Consider the following 21150-nt stretch of genomic DNA (forward strand, 5'->3'; position numbering starts at 1 on the left):
TTCGAGTTTACTTCTCCAAGAGGGTCATCAGCTCATCGACCACCCGCGCGGTGCTCTGCGTGGCATCGATGACGGGCCAGCCGTGGGTTGCCGCAAGCCGCAGATACTCTGCCCGGCTGGCATGCAGGAAGGCGTAGGTTTCCGAATCCTCGCCGCGCGCAAGGATGCGAGAATGAGCGGTGCGCACGTCGACGTCGAGTACTACCACCTGCGCCCGCTGCACGCTGTTCCGGGCCAGCCAAGTCAGGAAGCGTCCGTGCGGCAACTGGCGGATGCTGCGCAGCGCAAGCTGGCAAAAGAGGTGGCGGTCCATCACGGTCACGCCCGGGAACAGCGCGGCTCGCCTAGCGTTCAAGGCGATGTTGCCGGTGCGGATCATCGTCTCCATCGCGTTCTGAAGGGCTATTGGCATAGTGAGCCCGAGCTTTTGTTCCGCACGCGTCAGCCAGCGGCGCCCGGCAGGGTTTGCCAGGCTTTGGGCAGCTTGGCCACGGAGCTCCAAGCTGCGCACCAGTTCGCGGATGGTGGTGGTTTTCCCCGCACCGTCCATGCCCAGAATAATCAGGGCCTGGCAGGAATCCTCGGCGGGGGCTCGAACGGCAGGCGTGATGGGTCTAATGGCAATGGAGGCGATCTTGCGGCTCCCTTCGAATATTGGTGGATGGACAGTGTGCTCGAAACGTATAACGAGTGGCAACGCCGTGGTGATACCAATTTCTGGCTGAAAATTCGATGTGAATCTCATGAAGGCTGCTTGTGCGGGACGCGGTTCAACGGCGGTAACCGGAGTGGGCAGCCGAGGCAAGGGCGAAAACAGAACTCAGCGGTGAAAGCGAAGAAGCCGAAAACTTTGGCGCATAAGCTAACAAAACGACGTTATCGACGCGATTTTTACCGAATTTCTAGAAAAATTACCTGTTCTTCGCTTAGGCTATGAATGTGACTGCACCCACATGGAATCGAAGCTCATCGCAAGAACCGGAAACCGATCAGGGCATTGACGCCGCCCTGGACACGCTCGCGCTCGGCCGGCGGATCCGCCACCTGCGCAAGTCCAAGGGGTTGACCCTGGACGACGTTTCAACCTTGGTCGATACGGCGCCGAGCCAGCTGTCGCTGATCGAAAACGGCAAACGCGAACCGAAGCTTTCCCTGCTGAAGTCTCTGGCCAGGGCGTTGCAGGTAGGTGTTGATGATCTTCTAGGTGCGGAGCCTCCCACTCGTCGCGCGGCGCTGGAAATCGATTTGGAACGGGCCCAACGCGGCCCGCTCTACGAGGCATTGGGTCTGCCCACGGTGCGGGTCGGCACGCGGTTGCCGATGGACGTGCTGGAATCCCTGGTCGGGCTGCAGCATGAATTGGAGCGCCGGCTCAACGAACAGGCGGCAACACCGGAGGAGGCTCGTCGAGCCAACACGGCGTTGCGCCAAGAGATGCGCCAGCGAAACAACTACTACAAGGAAATCGAGCAGGAAGCGGCCAAGGTGCTCGCGGCGGTAGGTCATGACGAAGGCCCGCTCTCGCACCATCGCGCGGCGGATATCGCCGAGCATCTCGGCTTCAGCCTCCGGTTCGTGGGAAATCTCCCGCACTCGACCCGTTCGGTCACGGATCTGAAGAACAAAAGGATCTATCTGACCCAGACCAGCCGCTCCGAGCATGATCCGCGCTCGGTGCTATTGCAGGCGCTGGGCCACTACCTGCTCGGGCATGAGGCACCCACAAGCTATGCGGACTTCCTGGACCAGCGCGTCGCCACAAACTATTTCGCCGCGGCGCTGATGATGCCGGAGAAATCCACCACGGCATTCCTGCGCCGGGCCAAGGCCAACCGGGAACTGGCCATTGAGGATCTGCGTGATGCCTTTGCGGTTTCCTACGAAACCGCGGCGCACCGGTTCACCAATCTCGCCACCGAGCATCTGGGCATGACCTGCCACTTCCAGAAGGTCCACGAATCGGGCATCCTGCACAAGGCCTACGAGAATGACCGGGTGAATTTTCCTGCCGACCATACCGGCGCCATCGAAGGGCAGAGCATCTGCCGCTACTGGACCAGCCGCGTGGTCTTTGACCAGCTGGATAAGTTCCGCTCCTTCGAGCAGTACACGGACACGGTCAACGGGACCTATTGGTGCACCGCGCGGACCGAGCGGCACTCCTCGGGATTGTATTCACTGTCCATAGGCGTTCCCTTTGAGCATGTGAAATGGTTCCGCGGCCGCGACACCAAGGAGCGTTGCCAGTCGACCTGTCCAGATGAAAATTGCTGCAGGCGTCCACCGGCCGAGCTGTCCAGCGAGTGGTTTGGCAACGCATGGCCTTCGACGCGCGCCAACACCCACCTCTTGGCCGCCATGCCAACCGGTGCCTTCCCCGGCGTGGATGAGACCGAGGTCTACCGCTTTTTGCAGCAGCAGAGGTAGCCAATAAGTGGCGATGAATCGAAGCGATTTGTTCTTGCCGGTGCGTCGGATCGAGGCAAGCGAGCCGAATGCCGAGTTGCCCGCGCACTGGCCTATGGTGATGCCGCCGGTACGCCAACTTCTGCTCGAAGGCCTGGACCTGGGAGCGGTGACCGTGATGGTGGGGGAGAACGGGGTCGGCAAGTCAACGCTGCTCGAAGCTCTGGCCATCGCGTACGGGTTGAACGCCGAGGGCGGATCCACCGGCGCCATGCATGCCACCCGGGCCTCTGAATCCACCCTCTCGCAGCTGCTGAAACTTCACCGTGGTGCTGCCGCCCCACGCAAGGGGTTCTTTCTGCGTGCCGAAACCATGCATTCCTTCTACACGTACTTGGAGGAATCGAGCGTGGGATCGGCGTTGCATGAGCGCAGCCATGGCGAATCTTTCTTGGACCTCATCGAGGAACGGATCCGGCTCAAGGGGCTGTGGGTCCTCGACGAGCCCGAGTCGGCGCTGTCCCTAACCGGCTGCGTGCAGTTGATCGAGCGGCTGCGCGGGATCGTGGAGCGCGGCTCGCAGGTGCTCATCTCCACCCATTCCCCGGTACTGGCCGCCTTCCCTGGAGCACGAATACTGGAGGTCGGTTCCTGGGGGTTCCGCGAGAGCGAATACGACCACTTGGAACTGGTCAGAAACTGGCGGGAATTCTTCACCGATCCGGGCGCTTTCCTCGGCTCGCCGGAGACGGAGTAACCGCGCAGAATTGCTGCACCGATGATGGTGAAACAGATGGTGATCACCGCCGGGGGCTTGGTGATCCAGGGACCGAAATGACTGGGGGTTCTGGCCTTGCCCGAAGGTACACGCAGTCATTCGGATACCGTCTGTTTTTGTGTTGCGATGTGCCAGACATCAGTTCAGGTGCCTTCGAATGAATTTCTCGGTGGCTTCGGTCAATTGTGCGCCATCCTCGGCGACGCTGCGACCGGAACGGGCAACCTTGAATGAATGGTCACCGCCCTCGAACCAGATAAGTTCGCAGTCGGCGTTCAACCCTGCGACTACGCGAGAGATGATTGCCGGGTTCGCGAAGGGATCACGGGTTCCTTCGAGGAAAAGCATCGGTGTGCTCAGCGGGTAGAGATGCTCGTCGCGAAGCTTTTCTTCCTTCTTGGGGGCATGCAAGGGATACCCAAGAAAAATGAGCGCTTCGGTGGGCATGTCCTCGGCAACCGCCAGAGACGCCATTCGCCCGCCGAAGGATTTCCCGGCGGTAAAAACGGGTAGGTCGCCTGTCAGGTGGGTGCCGGCCCATTCTCGGACGTGTTTCCACACCGCTAGGGCAACGGGAGCCTTATTAGGAAACTTCTTCCCGGCGTCCATATAGGGGAAGTTAAAACGCAATACCGATACTCCACGCTTAGCCATTGCTTGGGAAAACCCCGACATGAAGTCGTGGTCTTTGCCCGCTCCAGATCCATGAGCCAGAATCAGAAAAGCGCTGGGATGCTCCGCGTGGTCAACGATGGCGGTGAGGGTTCCGCTTTCCCATGGGATTCTCATTTCCTGGTCCATGCCTTCAAGGCTAAGTCTTGTTGTTCGGTTCCACGAACCGGGTGTTCACCACTTTGGCTCGTATGCGCGGGCCGGGGCCCGTCACTGACCAAACGCCTACTGGGTCCACTCTGATTTGTGTTCGGTACTCGTTTCCTCAGTTCCCTGCACCTTGACGGTGAGAGTTTCCACCTGCTCCGGTCCGTGGGCTTTGCTGTTGATTTTGAGCATCATGTTGCCCGAAACGAAGTCGACGCCGGGTATCGAATCGGTATCGTAGGTGTTCCCCTGCCAGATCCCCGGGGCGAGGGTGACGACTAGCTCGCCAATTGCCGGGGAAGAGACCGAATCGATGTAGGCGTGGGGATCGGTGGGAATGCAGTCGCGATAGGTTTCGATCTTCTTGATGTTCGCCGAGCAGAATGACTCGTAGGTATCATTCATTGCTTCGAGCCACTGCACGAACTTTTCCTCGGCCCAAGCCTCCCGGTCAGCCGGGTCCGCTCCGGTGCGGGCACGCGAGAAGGTGCCCGAATGCTGCTTGTTCTCCGTGGCAAAGGTGACCGATTCGAGCTCCGGGGATTTTTTGCCGATGCTTTCGAACATGATCCGCCCCATAAATCGCAGTTCGTCCGTGGAGACTTCATGGCTTTCGGCCGATCCGTCCTGATTAAAACGGTATGAGTTGTCCAGATGAATGGACAGATGCCCGGGCTTGGGTGAATCCCACGAATTCATGAGCTTGTAGGCACCGAGAAAACCCTTGACCGACTTGATGCCGGAGTTATCCAACCAGGCCTGGATCTTGGAATCGGCCCAGTCCTGTCCGCTAGCGTCTAGGCCGCGCGCAGGATCATAACGTTGCGTCGCTGAGGATTCGGCCGCAGCGGGGCTCGGGCTTGGCGAAGGTGATGACGTCGTGGCCGAAGCCGGAACACCTGCAGTTTCGCCGGGCGGTGGGGTTGCTTGAACCGAGCAACCGGTCAGCGCCAAGGCGGCTAGCGCCGCGGTGAAAACTACGCGCAAGCGCATGAAAACCTCCGGAGACTCGAGTAAATATCAGTCTATCGAAGCAAATTCGCTCAGCAAGTTTCGGTAGTGCGTGTGACTTAGTGTGGGTCGGAAAGGCAGAAGGTAATGCCGAAGGGATCGCGCAGTACGCTCCACCCAAAGCTAGGATCCTCGGTGTGTTCTTCAACCAAGACCGCGCCAGCGGCCACAAAGCCGGCCACGGATTGTTCGCGGTCGCCGTCGGCCTCTAGATCGAGATGCACTCGATTCTTATCAGCGGAGACCGACCCAACCTTCTGGAATCCAAGCCTGGCGCTGAAGCCCGGGGCGGTAAGCATGGTGAACCCCGGGTACTGCCCGGCGTATTCGGCTCCGAGACGTTCCCGCCACCACTCGGCGGCAGCCACTTCGTCTAGGGCATCGAGGGTGATCATGGCGATGTTTGGCATGAGCTCAACCTACCGCGAGCCGGTAGTGGTTTCTAGACTTAATCGAAAAGCAGACCCAACAGATCGCGATGATCTGTTGGGTCTGGCTTTCATGGGGTCTTAGCTGCCGAAGTAGTCCATAACCGGTGCAGCCGGTTCCGCGGCTACGGCCGGAACCTGCTTGGCAACCGAGAGCTGGCCTCCGGCGAAGTCCACCTCGATGGTGTCTCCGGCGGCGACTTCGTCGCCGATCAATAGATCGGCAATGGCGTCTTGCACCTTGCGCTGCACCAGGCGGCGCAACGGGCGGGCACCAAACTCCGGGTCATAGCCCTCGGCTGCCAACCAGGTGATCGCGGCGTCGGTGACGTGGAGCTTGAGTTCCTGCCCCGCCAGGTGCTTGCGAGTCTCATCGAGTACCAGCTTGACGATCTGGGCGATCTCGGATTCGCTGAGCTTGCCGAAGAGCAGTACCTCGTCGAGCCGGTTCAGGAACTCGGGACGCATGAACTCGCGTACCTTGCCCATTACCTTGGCTCGAATCTCGGCCTTCTCGCTGCCGGCATTGATCGAGGTGAAGCCGAAGTTTCCGGCCTTGCTGGCGAGGTGCTCGCCGCCGAGGTTACTGGTCATCAGGATCAGTGTGTTGGAGAAGTCCACGGTGCGTCCGGCGGTATCCGTCAGCCGACCGTCATCCAGTACCTGCAACAGCACGTTGAACACGTCCGGGTGGGCCTTCTCGATCTCGTCGAGCAGGATCACCGAATACGGGTTGCGGCGGACCTTTTCGGTGAGCTGCCCGGGTTCGTCGTGGCCGACGTAGCCCGGAGGGGCGCCGATGAGCCGCGAAACCGTGTGCTTCTCTCCATACTCGCTCATGTCGATGCGCACCAGCGACTCGGAGGAGCCAAAGAGGTTGTTGGCCAGGGCCTTGGCCAGCTCGGTCTTGCCCACACCGGTCGGACCGAGGAACAGGAAGGAACCGATCGGACGCTGTGCCGGGGCCAACCCGGTACGGCTACGGCGTACCGCGCGGGATACCGCGGCCACCGCGTCATGCTGGCCGATGACCGAAGCGTGCAGCTGCTCCTCAAGGGAGGCCAAGCGGGTCTTGTCGTCCCCGTTGATCCGCGAGGTCGGGATGCCGGTAGACCGGGAGATCACCTCGGAAATCTGGGCCTCATCGACGATGCGGGTAACCCCGGAGTCTCCCGCCTGCTCGGCGGCGGCGATGCGTTCGGTAAGTGTTGCGATGTGGTCGCGCCACGCACCTGCATCTTCGAAGCGTTCCTCGCCGACGGCTCGGGCCTTATCGCGATCTGCTTCCACCAGTTCGTTGCGCAGCGCCTGCACGTCTTCGGTACCGCCTGCGGCGATTGACCTGCGGGCACCGGCGATATCGAGCAGGTCGATGGCCTTGTCCGGCAGGCGCCGGTCGGTCAAATAGCGTGCGGACAGCGAGACCGCGGCCTTCAATGCTTCCGGGGTGTACTGCACCTGGTGGTGGTCTTCGTAGGATTCGCGCAACCCGTCGAGGATTGCCAGCGCAACTTCCTGAGAGGGTTCTCCCACGGTGACCTTGCCGAATCGGCGGGCCAGGGCGGAGTCCTTCTCTACCTTGCGGAATTCATCCAGGGTGGTGGCGCCGATCAGGTGCAGCTCGCCGCGGGCCAGGCGTGGCTTGAGGATATTCGCGGCGTCCATATTTCCGGACTCGCCGGAACCTGCACCGACCAAGAGGTGCATTTCATCGATGAATATCAGTGTTTGGCCCTCGGCGTCGGCTACCTCTTCGAGCAGGCCGGTCAGCCGCTGTTCGAAGTCACCGCGGTACCGGGTGCCGGAGAGCATGCCGGGCAGGTCGATGGAGATCAGCTGGACGCCACGGATCTGCTCCGGGACTTCATCGGCAACGATGGCACGGGCGAGCCCCTCGGCGATGGCGGTTTTGCCGACGCCTGCCTCACCGATGAGCACCGGGTTGTTCTTGGTTCGACGGGCCAGGATCTCAATGGTCTGGGCCAATTCGTCCTCGCGGCCGATGACCGGGTCGATCTGGCCGTCGGAGGCCAGCGCCGTCAGGTCGGTACCGTAGCGTTCCAGCATAGAGACATCTTGCTCTTCGCCGGACTCTGCCTCTCCCGTCTGGGCGCGCTGGGCCTGCTCCATGGCTGCCTGCTGCAGGGACTGGCCGGTGATACCGTGCTGCGCGAGTAGCACGCCCACAGGAGATTCGGGGGAGAAGACAAAGGCGAGGAACAGGTGTTCCGGGTCGATGTAAGTCGAACCGTAATTTCGAGCGACCTGATAGGCATCGAAAAGGCTGCGCTGGGCGGCGGAGGAGAGGCGTGATGGCTTCTCGGTGGCTTCTTCCCGACGTGGCAAGCGTTCGATGGCGTCTTTGGCCAGGGCTTCCAGATCAACGCCCATGGCGCTCAAGTGCTGGCCAGCGGGTTCGGTGCGAAGCAGCGCGACCAGCAGGTGCAGTGCGTCGATTTCTGCATGACCGTTTTCATGTGCGAAGGCAGCCGCGGTGGACACTGCTTCGTGGGTGCGCTGCGAGAGCAGGCGGGTAATGTCGATGGGTCGCGCGGCTTGGGTGCGCGAGGAAAGGAACCGGGAGAGGAATTCCTCGAACGAGCCATCTGACGAGGAACCGAAAAATGCTGGCAAGTGAGCCTCCTAATAGAAACTTGAGTGGTCTATGCTCATGTTCAACGTAATACGAGCGAATCTATTCCCGCAATCTCGGTCAAGGCAACAATAAGAGGCCGAGTTCACAACTCTAGGCTTGGCGGGAGATCTCAACGAGTCCTAGCCTGGCTGCGGCCACAAGTGCCTGCACACGGTCGCGTACTTCGAGCTTCATGAAGATTTTCGCCATATGGGTTTTCACCGTCGCCTCGGAGATCACGAGCTGTCGGCTAATTTCCGTATTATTGAATCCCTTTGCCAAAAGATCCAATATCTGCATTTCGCGATTAGTTAGTCCGAGATCTTCGATAAGTCCTGCAATGTCGTGCGATTTACTATAGACGTTTTTTACAGCGGAGATTAGATCAGAAGAAACCGACGGGGAGATAGCCGCCGAACCTTGGTGAACGGCATGGACTGCCGCGATGATTTCGGCCGGTTCCGTGTCCTTCACGAGGTAGCCGCTGGCTCCGGCCATGAGGACCGGAACTAGATAGTCATCAGACGAAAAGGCCGTAATTGCAAGGACTGCTGGGCTGTTTTGGGCGGCCTTGATAATTTTGGTCGCTTCAATCCCGTCCATAATTGGCATTTGCAAATCCATAAGAACAACGTCTACATCATTTGTTTCACAATAATTAACCGCACCTTCACCATTTTCTTGAGTATTAACGGTCACAATTCGACGATCAGTTGCTAGGATCGTGCTAAGCGCATGCCGAATCAGCGGCTCGTCATCGACGATGAGCACCTTAATCTGTTCCATTGGAGTCCTTTGAACGGTGGTTGGCACAAGAACCAACCTGGCATGAATCGAAGTATATAAGTTCAAGAGTTTGGGGTTTGAAATGAAAGCTTTAAAGATCTTGGCGGTGGCCGCGCTGGCGGCAACTCCGTTGGCGTTTGCCGCGCCTGCTATGGCGGCACCAGTGGCAGAACCTACCTATTCTTCATCGGGCGTTGCGAATCCTGCCGGTTGGGGCACTGACTTCTCTAAATGGGTGTGCGAGAATTACGGCTACGCTTGCGGTTAGCGGCATATTTGACTTTACCCGCAACCAGGTAAAGTATTCCGCATATGAGACTGCGAATAAAAACCGCCCTGACTAAGCTTTTTGCTGGTCGGGGCGTTGTCGTCTGGACGGGTATTCTCGCCTTTGTCGCCATTACAGCGACTGAGGGATACACCTTGCTTCAGGACGGGATTGATAATTCGTCCTCGAGCGTTATTCGCGGGGTGGCCGTTGGGTTGCTGCTGTCCGCCTCGTTGGCGATCGGAATGCGATGGGTTGCCACTTCGCTCGGCATGTATCTAGCCACGCTCTTTTTCTTCTTCTGGGATGGCGGCCTCTTGCTATGGCTGGTCTTCTCGCTCGTTATCTTCAGTGTTCTCGCGGCGACGGTTGCATCTTCACTGGTGCGTAATTGGTATCTGGTGATGCTATTCGTGTGGATGGGGCAATACGGAGTTAGGGCAGGCAAGGACGCCATCTTGCTGGTGATTTTCGTTCCGCTTGCCCTGTTGGCCTATATCCTGGCCCGCAGCATTTTCAACTTGCGCGAACGAAATCTAAATGCGATTCGGCAGATGCAGGAGAACAGCGAGCAGAGCAGGATTGCCGTTGAGCGCGAACGCAAGAATATTGCGCGCGACCTGCACGATATCGTCGCGCACGATATTACCGTTGTGGCCATGCAGTCCAAAGCTGCAAAGTTCGCCAATAATGGGGAAGCGGCCATCGAGGCAATCGACATCATCGCCAAGCTCAGTACCGAAACATTGCATGATTTGCGCCTGATGCTAAACGTCTTGCGGACCGACGGAACGATGAGTGGCTCGCCTGGGTCCGGTGTCGACAAACCGGCGGCGACAACTGTTTATGCGGTCCAGGGCGTGGAGATCTTCTCTCAACGATTGCATGAGTCTGGATTTGAAGTGACATCTCACACGGGCGAGAACATTTCGGCGCTCCCGAGATCTGCGCAGACCGCGCTATATCGGGTTATGCAGGAAGCGACGACCAATATCATCAAACATGGTCGTCGGGGAGGAGCCTGCACCATGTGTTTGGAGATCGTAGGGCCGAATGCTGTTCTTGAAATGACTAATCAGATGCCGAATTCGCATTCCACGAGAGAGGAGCTCTCCGGCGGTGGAATCGGGCTGATCGGTATGAAGGATCGCATGAATGCCTTCGGTGGGCGGTTCAGCACTAGCGTTGTGAACGATCAGTGGATACTTAGTGCCAGCATCCCCTTCTGAGCCCTACCCTCCTACTTAAGTATGATTTCGGAATTCTTGTAATCGCGATAAGTTATATACGTATCGGTGAAGACCGATCACCGCAGGGAAATTGGTGATGTTTTGCGAGTGGCATCATCAAGGGTTCCGCAGTGATTAAAAGGTACGTTGCGTCATGGATGAACTGATCTTTCTTCGGCGTTGTGCCCCCATCGCACGCCTGAGTTCGTTAGTGGCGCGACGTACCTTTTATAATCACCTTCAGCCTCAGAGCGCTGTAAACCACTCCCCGATTTCGGGATGACCCCATCGAGCTTTCTTGCTAAGCCTCTTGAATCCTATTGTCATTCGAGAGTGGGCATCACATGTTGGTTCAGGCTGAAAACCAGCCCCGCGAATCGCTGAGCATTGGGTCGGAAGCGGCGGATCAACTGTTTTTCGAAGCCTGCAACGCAAACACCTTCAGCGATGAACCGGTTTCGGATGAAGTGCTTGAAGCTACCTACGAGACCATGAAAATGGGGCCAACGCTCATGGATAACCAGCCGATGCGCATCCCCTAGGTGAAGAGTGCGGACGCTCGCCAAGAGATCTCTGAGACTATGGCGGGAACCAATAAGCAAAAGGCACTGAATGCGCCGGTCTTTGCGATCCTTCCTGTCGAAACCGAGTGGCACGAAGGGTTCGCGTCTTTCTTCCCTCACGCCCCGGAATGCAAGGCGATGCTTGGTGATCAGGGCATGCGCGTAGCAGTGGGCAACCATAGTGCATGATTGCAGGCCGGGTATTTCATCACGGCAGTTCAGGCCGTCGGCTTTGCAGCAGGCCCAATGGCCGGGTTCGACAACTCTGCCGTTGACGCAATCGTAAACACCGATGGTCGAAACGAGTCATTCTTTGTAGTGAACGTGGGAAAGCCTGGCGCGGATGCGTGGTTCGGACGCATTCCACGCCACGCGGCCGAATTCGCTACGGGCAGCATCTAGGCTTCGCAGTGCTTAGACACCGGAGGGGTGAGAAACGCATCGCGTTTCTCACCCCTCCGGTGTTTTGGCCCAGTTACTCAGTCATGCCGACAGGGTCGTTCTCCAGCAGGTGATCCGACACCTTGGATAGCGCACGTTCCAATGCCGCGCGCAGGATCACCGGGACGGTGATTTCTTCCTCAAGTTTCAGCATTCCTTCGCGTTCAAAGGTCCGCAAGATCGCTTCAACCCGTGGGACGGACTCTTCGAGGCTCGTGATGAGGTGATGCTGCTCAACAGGCAGATCGTCTTCGGAAGGGATCTGCAGAGCGAATTCTGTGCGTGGTGGCTTCGAGGAGGCCGCATGGGTCAATAGCCCAGCAACCATCTCGGCAACCTGTGCCTGTCCGGGAATTTGCAAGGTGGTGATCAGCACATGCGAATAGATGATCTCTGCGATGAGTTCCTTGACCAGACGAGCACCCGGTCCGCTGGAGGCTAGCAGGGCCTCTCGCAGTGATTCGGTAGGGACCGCATTCGGCGCGCTGTAGCGAAGCATCGCGGTGCCGATCAAGGCATCCCAGTAGGCCGCGAGTCGGGGGATGGAGGCAAGATCCGAAACAACTGTGCCGTCTTCGGGTTCCCAGGCATTGGTGCCTTGGGCGGCGGGTTCATCGACGGAGACCAAGAGTCCCAGCGCGCCGGCGGCTTCCTGGAGCGTCTGTCCGCTGATCATTCCGGAGGGGTCGCTTGGCTTGCCGTCTCCAACCCACTCGATCAGCTCACGTGCCGCGAAAACGAATGGCATCGCCTCCAGGACTGCGTTAGCTTCTTCGTCATCCATAAAGGGGACCACGATCGGCGAATCACCGGCCATGCGGGAGAGGAATTCAAAGGTCTCCTTGAATTCCTCGACGCTACCGCCGAAGTTCGCAGTGGTGCCCAAGAAGGTCAGGTAATGCTTGAAGATCGCCGCGCTCGCTTCGGAGACCTCTTTGCCCAGTGAGGAAAGGTGGCCTAGCTGTTCACCGAGAACGGTGGGGTCCAGTGTGGTCACGTCGACTTTATTGCGCAACTGCGCGTGCGCGATCAGCAGGGTAGTCAAACCCTCCAGGCCGGCGCGAGTTTCGCTGGCCGGCTGGTCTTCTTCTTGGAAGTGGCGGAACAGCTGCGACTTGAAGGGCTGCAGAGCCTGGCGAACCTCGGATTCGAAGGGGGCACTGCTCCCTCCCGGACGTCGAGCTGGGTGACCTGTGGAGGCCTTCTTCTTGGGGGGCTTACGTGATGCCATGATCTACTGCTGTTCCTTCGCTATGCGGGAAAAGGTCGTTACTTCCAGTCTACGCAGGGCGCTCCGCCCGGCGAGGCCGGACGATCCTTGGGAGAACCACCTCTGGGGGATACCGCAGGGATAGCCTAAAAGCTACGTATTTTATACGGGAAGCAGGTGGACTTGCCGCAGAAAATGCAGATCACTTAGTTGTGTGGTTGCGGTCACCGTTGAATCCTCAGTGCCCGTTGATTTTCCTTTCTGTTCGCGCGAGAGTGAAGGTATATGGCTCCGCATGCGGGCCTCAAAAGTCGTTCTAGGAGAGTAGCCCATGGCGGTAACACCAGCACCGGATCATGTTGTTATTGTTGGCGCCGGATTCGTTGGACTGTCGACGGCTTGGTACCTGCAAGAGGCTGGCGTCAAAGTAACCGTGGTTGATCGTGGCGGTGTAGCGTCCGGGTCTTCGTGGGGTAACGCTGGATGGCTGACCCCAGCACTGACCTTGCCGATCGCCGAACCGTCGATCTTCTCCAGTGGCCTGAAAATGATGTTCGACCCGGCTTCTCCGCTGTACATCCCGCTGAAGGCCGACGCAAAGCTCTTGCGCTTCCTGCTCGGTTTCACTTGGCATTCCACTCCCAAGAAGTGGGAGCAGGCCATGCGCGTCTTCTCCGAGGTCGGCACCAACGGCCTGGACTCCTTTGACGAGATCGCAGAGGCCACCACGGCCGGAGCGGGCGTAGCCGAAAAGACCAAGCCCGCAGATCCATTCCTCGCCGGATTCACGTCCGTTAAAGACCGGGAAGGGTTGCTGCACGAATTTGAGATGATCCACAAGACCGGCGGCAAGGTCGAATTCGACCTGTTGAGCGGTGACGAACTGCGCACCATCGAACCGACACTGTCCAACAGCGTCGCGGCTGGTATTGCCATCAAGAACCAGCGTTATATTAACCCGCCTAAGTTCATGGATTCGCTGGCGGAATCCGTGATCGCCCGTGGTGGCGACATCATCGGTTACTTCAACGTCACCGACGTGCGCGATAACGGTGCATCGGTCACCGTGGTTGGTTCGGAGGGGCGTGCGATCACCGCGGATCACGTAGTAATGGCCACTGGCGCGTGGATGACAGATCTGGCCAAGAAGTTTGGCGTCAACGTGGTGGTTCAGGCGGGACGCGGTTATTCCTTCACCGTGGAGCCTGAAAACATGCCAACTCACCCAATTTATTTCCCGGCCCAGCGCGTGGCCTGCACCCCCCTGGGAGATCGCTTCCGCATTGCCGGGACCATGGAATTCCGGGACGTGAACCACAAACTCGAGCCGAAGCGCATCGAGGCCATCGTCGCCGCTGCCGCACCGGTGTACCAGGGAATCAATTGGGAGAATCGCAAGGAAGAGTGGGTGGGCGGACGCCCATGCACCGCGGACGGGCTACCTCTGGTCGGCCAAACCGAATCTTCGCGTATCTCGGTCGGAGGCGGTCATGGCATGTGGGGCGTCGCCCTTGGCCCGTTGACCGGCAAAATTCTTGCCGCGCAGATTACCGGCCAGACGGTGCCTAGCTTGGCACGTCACTTCAACCCGTTGCGCAAGGGGTTCTAAACCAGGGCGCATAGGTGCAAAAGCACCGGCCCGGTAGTCAATTCATGTGAGCCCTGCAATTGTGAGCGCATGTCTCAATTGCGGACCTGCAGCTTCGAGCCGTATCAGTAGCAGCCGGTGCGTCGGCCGACACGGCCAAGGGCGTTGTGCCAGGCAGGCGGCAGTAAATGTGGGCATTGAGCTTGGGGTCGAGGCCTCCGGAGCTATATCGGATCCCCAGGGTGTATGGCACACCGTGCGCTGAGAGGGAACTATAACTCCGCTGGATGACCTGCAACGTGGCTCGGCTCTGGTGAGCTTGTCCGGCCGGCGTTTACGCGAGCTGAAAGTTTGTGGATCTCGCCGATTCGCAACCGAGCTGATTGACACGATCGAAGTCTCGGCGATGCGTCCAGTGCTTGAGGCGGTGATCTGCCACTCGCTCGCAACTGAGCGGGCGCTGAATACTTTTGACGCCGGTAGTCGCACAGCATGGACATCGAAAGTGCTCAACTAGCTGACTGCTGACTGCTGACTGCTGACTGCTGACTAGCTGGTGGCGGACAGCCGGTCGCGAAGCCAAGAAATGGCGGCATCGCCCTGGTCTTGTTGAAATGCGCGCAGGGTAGGAAGGCGTGCCGGCGCGGGGAGTCGCGCACTATCGATGAAATATGCGGCCATGCCAGCCAAATATCCATCAACGCATTCGGGGGTCATGGTTGCGAATATCTGGTGGTTCTGGATTATCGTGTCCACGTCGAATTCGCTATTGTGCACGCGCGCATTGAGCAGCACTGATAAAGCGTCGAACCAAGGGGCGCCAAGACAAGCCCAAGGCCAATCCACGAGGATTGCGATGTGTTCGTCGGTTAGCAAGATATTGTCTGAACGAATATCCGAGTGAACCAACGTTTGCCCTTCGAGGTGCGTAAGCCCGATGCGAGCGAGATCCCGAAGTCGCTGAAGGTTTTCCCTGGCCCATGGATCCAAAGTGCGGGGTGGGTCATCATGAATCCGTTCCCAGCCGGAGAAATCAGATGCAAGCTCCGTGTGGAGTTTTGGTAGCTGAGACAAGGAGTCGGGAACTTCAAGGTCGCTGAGTTTCTGCAGCGAATTCAGCACGACGGTGAGCTCGGTAGCAACCCATGGAGTTTGCGGATGGCTGCCAGCGATGTCTTCAAACACCAGCGCTACCCAGCTGTTGGCATCGTAGGAACCAATGAGCTTTGGCACCGGTAAGGTATCGGGCAACGATGCGGCGATCTTTGCCTCAGCCCGGTGGATGCGTGGAGATTCTTTATTCAGAGGCTCTCCGACTGCCTTGACGAATGCTCTGCGCCCGTTGGCGGTGAGTGTTCGATCAGCTGTTCCTGGGGAGAAGCCACCTTGTTGGCCGGTTGCTTCGACTACTGGGGAGTCGAGTATTTCGTTGACTGCGCCGCGTACATGACCAGGCAGCTGTTCCCAACCGATTCGAGTAGTCCATCTGGATGTCATTCCTTCATTCTTTCAGCCGAAATCCACAAAAGGATAGGTGGCTTGAGAATTAAACATCTAGCGTTACCTACTCGTGGCGAGTGGAGTCGCCGGCAAGAATTGATTTGTAGCCTTCGCGGTAGCTAGGGAATCGGGGGATGAATCCAGAAGCGAGCAAACGGGCGTTGTTCAGCCTGCGGTCCGCGGACCGACGAGAAGCGTGGCTTTCTGCTTCGATCTCGGGAGATTTTTCTTCGAGCTCTTCGGCGAGGAAGCGGTATACGTCAGCAAGCTGAGCCGGTTCGCTGTCGGTGGCTATATAGAGGCTCTCGGCTCTATTTCCGAGTGCGGCAACGTGGACGATCGCCGCGGCAAGATCATCGCGGTGGATTCTGTTGGTCCAATGAGAGGTTCGCGGAAGTCGTGCGGTCCCGTTGCGCACCAGATCGATCAGTCGCGTGCGTCCCGGTCCATAGATTCCTGAAGCTCGGAGAATCGTTAGCGGCAGACCACTATCGGCCAGCAATAGCTCGGTTTCGGCCAAGATCTGCGATGTGGGGCGAGTCGGGGCTAGCGGTGATGATTCGTTGGCCCATTGGCCTTCCGTACCGCCGGTGACCGCGGAAGAAGAGACGTAGATAAGTCGTTGCAGGCCGGGGCATGAGGTGACCAGTGTCTCGACGAGGCGACGCGCTACTCGCAGATAGCCCCGGTCGTATCCGTCGACATCTCGGGTGGCGGGAACCGGAGTCAAAAGTACGATGTCGGTTTCCGGATCTATCTTCGGCCAGGCTTCTGGTTCGAGAAGGTCTACGCTGTGTCCGGTGAAAGAGGGCGGAAGTTTGCCGCCGTTTCGGCGCCATGCGGTGACCTGATGGCCCGCGGCCAGGAAGCGTAAGCCTGCTTCGGTGGCGACATCTCCGCAGCTGATCAACAGTATCTTCATTCGGCGCCTCTTCTGTTGGTCGGATGGCACCATTAGTGGAGCCCTGCTACTAACCCTAGGGCTTGCAAGGCGAGTTATGTGCTTGATGAAGAGGCGCGTGGTCCGCGGTTGCGGATAAATCGATAAAATAGACTGGTTGTGTGCCTTGGGTCGCGGTCTTGTTGACGGCGGAGTGCGGGTCGCAGGGGCATTCGCGTTGGATTGACCCATATTGATCACCATAGAAGGGTGCAAGAAGATTCGGTCTTCAATTTTTCGTAAGGTACATCCAGGCACTGCAATCCTTGAGATTCTGCTGGTCGCGGCTTTGATTAGTGTTCTCGTGGCTATCGAACCAACCGGTTGGGATCTGTCGGTGTATCGTGAAGGCGCACTGACGCTGTTGCGTGAGCCCGAAGCTCTCTACGGTCCATTCGTCGGTCCAGCGAATGCGCCGGGTTTGCCATTTACCTACCCCACATTTGCGGCTATTTTGTTTCTGCCCATGGCGTTTTTCCCTTACTGGGTTTCGGTCTCGCTCACCATGGCCGCCTCGATCATTCTGACCTACCTTGTCGCAAAAGATCTCTCTGCCCGGGTTGTGCAGAAATGGCCGACCTTGGCTCCTGTTATCACGCCATTAACATTGACGTGCCTGATGCTGATGTCCGCTCCCTTCCGGGACACGGTGTGGTTTGGCCAGATCAACATCTTGATACTTGGCGCCTGTTATCTGACCTTCGTGCGCTACAAGTCATTGATGCCGTTCGTGATTGCGGTGGGTATCTGCGCCGGCATTAAGCTCACCCCTATTGCACTACTGATTCTGCCTTTCGCAATGCGCAAGTGGCGTGCGGTGCTGGTCGGGGTAGCAACATTTATTGGTACCCAGGTTGTTGGCTTGCTTTTTCAAACGCAGAACACCTTGGACTACTGGCTAGACGTGGTGCAGGATCCATCGCGTGTGGGCAATGTGGGCTACATCGACAATGTCTCGCTTCAGGGAATGCTTGAGCGACTCAATGCTCCGTCCTTGGTATGGCTCGTGCTGGCCCTGGGTGTGGGCCTTTCCTTCGTCATTTTGCTCTGGAAGTTGCATGAGAAGGTGGATCGGGTGGTCCTGCTCGGTGTGGCGTCGGCCTGTCCGTTGCTCGTCTCTCCGGTGAGCTGGTCCCACCACTGGGTGTGGTTGCCGGTGATGACGTTCGCCTGGACCGTCTTGGCCCTACGCTTCGCCCCGGTGCTGCGTCGCACGATGCTGATTTCCATGGTGCTGTGCTACGTCGTGTTGTCGATTGGGGCCAAGAAGATCGTGGCGTTCGCTGGATATTTCCCGGATGGGGAATTGCCAGTTTGGTGCTACATACTTCCCGCGGTGCCCGTGCTGGTGCAACTCTTGTGTCTTGCTATTTCCTTGGTAAGCACGCGGCAAGCCAGCAAAGCGGAGCCCGCCAGTCTGCTTTCCTGAGCCGGGTAACTAGGGGTCGGCAAGCGCTGTACAATTCTTAGTATTCGAAAGTTTGTTCTAGCTAAGGGTGGTGTCTAGGTGAGCGATGCTGACTCGGTGATGCCCCCGGGGGCAACCCAAGGTCCGGTGCAGGCGGTCTCCGCCATGGGCTTCCCCTCGCCTGCGCGAGATTATTTTGACGGCGGGCTCGACCTGAACAGGTTGCTCGTCCATGACCGGGTTGCCACCTTCATCATGCGGGTAGCTGGCCACTCGATGCATTCGGCCGGAATCTACGACGGCGACGAAATTATCGTGGACCGCTCGCTGAGCGTGAAACACGGATCGGTGGTTGTGGTGAGCCTGAATGGGCAGATGCTGGTGCGGCGCTGGCAAGTTGACGGAGCGCATGTTAGCTTGCTCAGCGACGAGTCGCCGCTACCGGTAGTGCTCACGGAGGGCGATGAAGTTGAAGTCTTTGGCGTGATCACTAGGTGCCTGCACCATGTCCGCTGAGCCGGGAGCTTCTGAGCAGAGTGACCACGTGGCGCTGGTGGACGTGAACAACTTCTATGTCTCGTGCGAGCGCGCCTTCGACCACTCGCTGCGGAACCGACCGGTGGTCGTCCTATCAAACAATGACGGGTGCGTGGTAGCTCGGTCGCAAGAGGCCAAAGGCCTGGGGATAGCCACCGGTGAACCGTTCTTCAAAGTGCGTCGCTATATGCAAAGCCATAACCTCGCGGTTCGCTCTAGCAACTATGAACTTTACGGCGACATGTCTGCTCGCGTCATGGAACTGCTTGGCCGCTTCGGCACCTGGCATGAGGTGTATTCCATCGACGAGTCATTTGTCGGATTGAATGGAACCCTTGAACAGGTGCGGAGCACCGCCGCGCAGATCCGTGCGGCAATCGACCAGTCGATCGGCGTGCCGGTGTGCGTCGGCGTCGCTGCAACGAAGACACTTGCAAAATTCGCAAACCATATTGCCAAGCACAATCCACATATGCGCGGGTTGTGCATCGAAGGGCTGATGGAACCGGACCAAGTGGACAAGATCATGTCGCAGGTTCCCGCGACCGACGTCTGGGGTGTGGGGAAGAAATCCGGCGAGAAGTTGACCGGCATGGGAATCCAAAGCATCGCCCAGCTGCGCGCCGCTGATCCGCAAGTGATTCGCAAGAAGTTTTCGGTGGTGCTCCAACGCACCGTGCTGGAACTGAACGGGAAGCGCTGTATCGGGCCGATCGAAGAGCGATCGGACAAGGGCCAGGTGATGTTCACTCGTTCCTTCTCCACACCGGTTCGCACGCGCGAAGCGATGGCGGATGTCATGTCGATCTACGCGCAGAAGGCGGCAAGCCGCTTGGCACGCGAAGGACGCTATGCCAGCCTGCTGACAGTCACCGCCGGAACCAGTAGATTTGCGAACTCGGCGGCCTCGTTTCCCACCGCTCAGGTACGGCTGGCCCGGCCCACCAGAGACCCGATCACGCTGACCCGAATCGCGGTCGATGCGATGAGTGAGCTGATGGCACCCGGGATCGACTATGTACGTGGGGGAGTCATCCTCTCGGGGCTCAGCGACCACCCGGGGGCGGAAGAACTCGATTTGGGACTGCTCGATTCGCACAGTGCGCAGGAGTCCGAGAAGATCAACGTGAGCGACGTGGTGCAGCAGGTATCCCAACGCTTCGGGGCCAAGGCCATCGGTTTAGGACGGGCCGGTATTGCCAAGGATCCCGAATGGTCGATGAAGCGCGAACATATGTCACAGCGCTACACCACCGACTGGGACGAGCTGCTCATCGTGCAAGCGTGAAGTCTTCGGTGGCAGAATGTCGAATATGAATACTGCGCTTCGTCGAACTTTGGGACTGGGCCTGCTCGGCACCCTGCTGCTCAGCGGGTGCACAGCCCCCACTGGCACCGCCGACCGGCCCGAGCCCGGCAAATCAAGCAATCCGAATACCCAAACGCCGGGCTCTGCAGCACCCACGCCGAGTCCGACAGCAGCAGATCCACAGGAAGAACTGCGCGAGAAGGCCGAAGCGCTCGCCGACGAGATGAGCCTTGCCGAGCAGGCCGGCAGCCTCGTGATGGCTGGCGTATCGGCCGACGGGGCTTCTGCCGCGCAGATCCAGGCGCTCAAGCAGCAAGGGATCTCCAATGTGTTCCTGCGTGGCCGTTCGCAACTCTCGCATGCGCAGATTTCCAGCCACGTCGCGGAACTGCATGACTCATTGGCCGCAAATGTTCCAGCGGACCTGCCCGTCTGGGTTGCCACCGACCAGGAAGGCGGGTTCGTCCGGGTCCTTCAGGGGCAGGGCTTCTCCGAGCTGCCCACCGCATTGGAGCAGGGTGCTTGGGATGCGAAGAGGCTTGGTGCGGAAATCTCCGAGCTGGGCGGAGAGCTAGCCGACGCTGGAATCAACGTAAACCTCGCACCGGTTGCAGATGTGGTACCGGCAAGCCTGGGTACAGGCAACGCGCCCATTGGCAAGTTCGGGCGGCAATACGCCAACAATGCGGGGGATGCCGCGGCCGCCATGCTGATTGTTAATGAGGAGCTGGCCGAGGCCGGAGTGCAACCGGTGGTTAAGCACTTCCCGGGACTGGGCAGGGTCTCTCTGAATACGGATACCCATGCGCAGGTGACCGACGCAAAAGTCGGTGACGACAGCACCGACCTTGAACCTTTTGCGGCGGCGGTAGACCAGGACTTGGCCTGGGTGATGATTTCGAACGCCAGATACACCCGGCTCGATAAGGCAAACGACGCACCATTCTCGAAGAAGATCGTCACCGGTCTGCTGCGGGAGGACTTGGGCTACGAGCGGCTCATCATTTCCGATGACCTCTGCGACGCCAAACAGGTTTCCGCGGTTCCGGTGGGCCAGCGTGCGGTGAAGTTTGTTCGGGCCGGTGGCACCATGCCACTGTGCGTGAATGAAAGCAAGGCGCTGACCATGGCTGAAACGCTGGCCACGCAGTCCGGCGAAGACGAAGAGCTGGCGGGGCAGGTCCGCGAGGCAGCAATCTTGATTCTTGCCGAAAAGCTTCGCCTGCAGAGGTAATGCTTGGCCTATGTTCCGGGCCGCTACGCCTTTTGCGACAAGGGAAGACCCGGGCGAAAC

The 21150-nt window shown here is 58.7% G+C and carries 18 protein-coding genes; 9 read left to right on the top strand and 9 right to left on the bottom strand.

The window, feature by feature from the left end:
* Positions 1 to 7: 7 nt before the first annotated feature.
* Positions 8 to 550 (bottom strand): thymidylate kinase, encoded by a 543-nt coding sequence (locus CQ015_RS11055; protein ID WP_258138299.1) that lies wholly within the window; start codon positions 548 to 550, stop codon positions 8 to 10.
* A gap of 389 nt (positions 551 to 939) precedes the next feature.
* Here CQ015_RS11055 and CQ015_RS11060 point away from each other — a divergent pair, with 389 nt between their 5' ends.
* Positions 940 to 2427: a helix-turn-helix domain-containing protein gene (locus CQ015_RS11060; protein WP_374955692.1), complete on the top strand. Its 1488-nt coding sequence runs from the start codon at positions 940 to 942 to the stop codon at positions 2425 to 2427.
* A 13-nt stretch (positions 2428 to 2440) separates the two neighbouring features.
* Positions 2441 to 3163: an ATP-binding cassette domain-containing protein gene (locus CQ015_RS11065; protein WP_096285555.1), complete on the top strand. Its 723-nt coding sequence runs from the start codon at positions 2441 to 2443 to the stop codon at positions 3161 to 3163.
* A gap of 159 nt (positions 3164 to 3322) precedes the next feature.
* On the opposite strand, the gene CQ015_RS11070 is transcribed toward CQ015_RS11065, so the two are convergent.
* The 5 genes from CQ015_RS11070 to CQ015_RS11090 all read right to left on the bottom strand — a co-directional run bounded on the left by CQ015_RS11070 (position 3323) and on the right by CQ015_RS11090 (position 8863).
* Positions 3323 to 3985 (bottom strand): alpha/beta family hydrolase, encoded by a 663-nt coding sequence (locus CQ015_RS11070; RefSeq protein ID WP_096285553.1) that lies wholly within the window; start codon positions 3983 to 3985, stop codon positions 3323 to 3325.
* Positions 3986 to 4081: 96 nt separating this feature from the next.
* Positions 4082 to 4996 carry a hypothetical protein gene (locus CQ015_RS11075; RefSeq protein ID WP_105650129.1) on the bottom strand — a complete coding sequence of 305 codons (915 nt, stop codon included), beginning with the start codon at positions 4994 to 4996 and terminating at the stop codon, positions 4082 to 4084.
* Between the two features lie 77 nt (positions 4997 to 5073).
* Positions 5074 to 5424, bottom strand: a complete 351-nt coding sequence (locus tag CQ015_RS11080; protein WP_105553483.1) for a VOC family protein — start codon at positions 5422 to 5424, stop codon at positions 5074 to 5076.
* 99 nt (positions 5425 to 5523) lie between these two features.
* Positions 5524 to 8076, bottom strand: coding sequence for an ATP-dependent Clp protease ATP-binding subunit (locus CQ015_RS11085; protein WP_105650130.1), 2553 nt, complete (start codon positions 8074 to 8076; stop codon positions 5524 to 5526).
* A 112-nt stretch (positions 8077 to 8188) separates the two neighbouring features.
* Complete coding sequence (locus CQ015_RS11090) at positions 8189 to 8863, bottom strand: response regulator transcription factor (protein ID WP_105553481.1); 675 nt, start codon at positions 8861 to 8863, stop codon at positions 8189 to 8191.
* 312 nt (positions 8864 to 9175) lie between these two features.
* Here CQ015_RS11090 and CQ015_RS11095 point away from each other — a divergent pair, with 312 nt between their 5' ends.
* Together CQ015_RS11095 and CQ015_RS19375 are read left to right on the top strand one after the other, a co-directional pair.
* Positions 9176 to 10360, top strand: a complete 1185-nt coding sequence (locus CQ015_RS11095; protein ID WP_105553480.1) for a histidine kinase — start codon at positions 9176 to 9178, stop codon at positions 10358 to 10360.
* Between the two features lie 344 nt (positions 10361 to 10704).
* Positions 10705 to 10902, top strand: a complete 198-nt coding sequence (locus tag CQ015_RS19375; RefSeq protein WP_258133566.1) for a hypothetical protein — start codon at positions 10705 to 10707, stop codon at positions 10900 to 10902.
* Between the two features lie 496 nt (positions 10903 to 11398).
* Here CQ015_RS19375 and CQ015_RS11105 read toward each other — a convergent pair whose 3' ends face one another.
* Entirely contained in the window at positions 11399 to 12595 is a 1197-nt protein-coding gene (locus CQ015_RS11105) for a hypothetical protein (RefSeq protein WP_105553479.1), read from the bottom strand.
* A 310-nt stretch (positions 12596 to 12905) separates the two neighbouring features.
* Between CQ015_RS11105 and CQ015_RS11110 the strand changes: the two genes are divergently transcribed.
* A complete protein-coding gene (locus CQ015_RS11110) occupies positions 12906 to 14183 on the top strand; it encodes an FAD-binding oxidoreductase (protein ID WP_105650131.1) in 1278 nt (425 codons plus the stop codon).
* 528 nt (positions 14184 to 14711) lie between these two features.
* Here CQ015_RS11110 and CQ015_RS11115 read toward each other — a convergent pair.
* Together CQ015_RS11115 and CQ015_RS11120 are read right to left on the bottom strand one after the other, a co-directional pair.
* Positions 14712 to 15659, bottom strand: coding sequence for a phosphotransferase (locus tag CQ015_RS11115; protein WP_105650132.1), 948 nt, complete (start codon positions 15657 to 15659; stop codon positions 14712 to 14714).
* A 67-nt stretch (positions 15660 to 15726) separates the two neighbouring features.
* Entirely contained in the window at positions 15727 to 16584 is an 858-nt protein-coding gene (locus tag CQ015_RS11120; RefSeq protein WP_105569729.1) for an NAD(P)H-binding protein, read from the bottom strand.
* A gap of 322 nt (positions 16585 to 16906) precedes the next feature.
* Between CQ015_RS11120 and CQ015_RS11125 the strand changes: the two genes are divergently transcribed.
* The 4 genes from CQ015_RS11125 to CQ015_RS11140 all read left to right on the top strand — a co-directional run bounded on the left by CQ015_RS11125 (position 16907) and on the right by CQ015_RS11140 (position 21090).
* Entirely contained in the window at positions 16907 to 18031 is a 1125-nt protein-coding gene (locus tag CQ015_RS11125; RefSeq protein ID WP_146114049.1) for a glycosyltransferase 87 family protein, read from the top strand.
* Between the two features lie 78 nt (positions 18032 to 18109).
* On the top strand, positions 18110 to 18526 hold the full coding sequence (locus tag CQ015_RS11130; protein ID WP_096285532.1) for a LexA family transcriptional regulator: 417 nt from the start codon (positions 18110 to 18112) through the stop codon (positions 18524 to 18526).
* On the top strand, positions 18516 to 19835 hold the full coding sequence (locus tag CQ015_RS11135; RefSeq protein WP_105650133.1) for a Y-family DNA polymerase: 1320 nt from the start codon (positions 18516 to 18518) through the stop codon (positions 19833 to 19835). The genes CQ015_RS11130 and CQ015_RS11135 overlap by 11 nt, the downstream gene beginning before the upstream one ends.
* A gap of 25 nt (positions 19836 to 19860) precedes the next feature.
* On the top strand, positions 19861 to 21090 hold the full coding sequence (locus tag CQ015_RS11140) for a glycoside hydrolase family 3 protein (RefSeq protein ID WP_181150404.1): 1230 nt from the start codon (positions 19861 to 19863) through the stop codon (positions 21088 to 21090).
* Positions 21091 to 21150 lie beyond the last annotated feature (60 nt).

Source organism: Arthrobacter sp. MYb221, from assembly GCF_002979835.1.
Classification (GTDB): domain Bacteria; phylum Actinomycetota; class Actinomycetes; order Actinomycetales; family Micrococcaceae; genus Glutamicibacter.

Excerpts from the sequence above, each read along its gene's own strand:
- CQ015_RS11135 (WP_105650133.1), top strand. The coding sequence starts at position 18,516 with ATGTCCGCTGAGCCGGGAGCTTCTGAGCAGAGTGACCACGTGGCGCTG.
- CQ015_RS11095 (WP_105553480.1), top strand. The coding sequence starts at position 9,176 with ATGAGACTGCGAATAAAAACCGCCCTGACTAAGCTTTTTGCTGGTCGG.
- CQ015_RS19375 (WP_258133566.1), top strand. The coding sequence starts at position 10,705 with ATGTTGGTTCAGGCTGAAAACCAGCCCCGCGAATCGCTGAGCATTGGG.
- CQ015_RS11115 (WP_105650132.1), bottom strand. The coding sequence starts at position 15,659 with ATGACATCCAGATGGACTACTCGAATCGGTTGGGAACAGCTGCCTGGT.
- CQ015_RS11120 (WP_105569729.1), bottom strand. The coding sequence starts at position 16,584 with ATGAAGATACTGTTGATCAGCTGCGGAGATGTCGCCACCGAAGCAGGC.
- CQ015_RS11090 (WP_105553481.1), bottom strand. The coding sequence starts at position 8,863 with ATGGAACAGATTAAGGTGCTCATCGTCGATGACGAGCCGCTGATTCGG.
- CQ015_RS11070 (WP_096285553.1), bottom strand. The coding sequence starts at position 3,985 with ATGGACCAGGAAATGAGAATCCCATGGGAAAGCGGAACCCTCACCGCC.
- CQ015_RS11055 (WP_258138299.1), bottom strand. The coding sequence starts at position 550 with ATGGACGGTGCGGGGAAAACCACCACCATCCGCGAACTGGTGCGCAGC.
- CQ015_RS11140 (WP_181150404.1), top strand. The coding sequence starts at position 19,861 with ATGAATACTGCGCTTCGTCGAACTTTGGGACTGGGCCTGCTCGGCACC.
- CQ015_RS11105 (WP_105553479.1), bottom strand. The coding sequence starts at position 12,595 with ATGGCATCACGTAAGCCCCCCAAGAAGAAGGCCTCCACAGGTCACCCA.
- CQ015_RS11065 (WP_096285555.1), top strand. The coding sequence starts at position 2,441 with ATGAATCGAAGCGATTTGTTCTTGCCGGTGCGTCGGATCGAGGCAAGC.
- CQ015_RS11075 (WP_105650129.1), bottom strand. The coding sequence starts at position 4,996 with ATGCGCTTGCGCGTAGTTTTCACCGCGGCGCTAGCCGCCTTGGCGCTG.
- CQ015_RS11110 (WP_105650131.1), top strand. The coding sequence starts at position 12,906 with ATGGCGGTAACACCAGCACCGGATCATGTTGTTATTGTTGGCGCCGGA.
- CQ015_RS11080 (WP_105553483.1), bottom strand. The coding sequence starts at position 5,424 with ATGCCAAACATCGCCATGATCACCCTCGATGCCCTAGACGAAGTGGCT.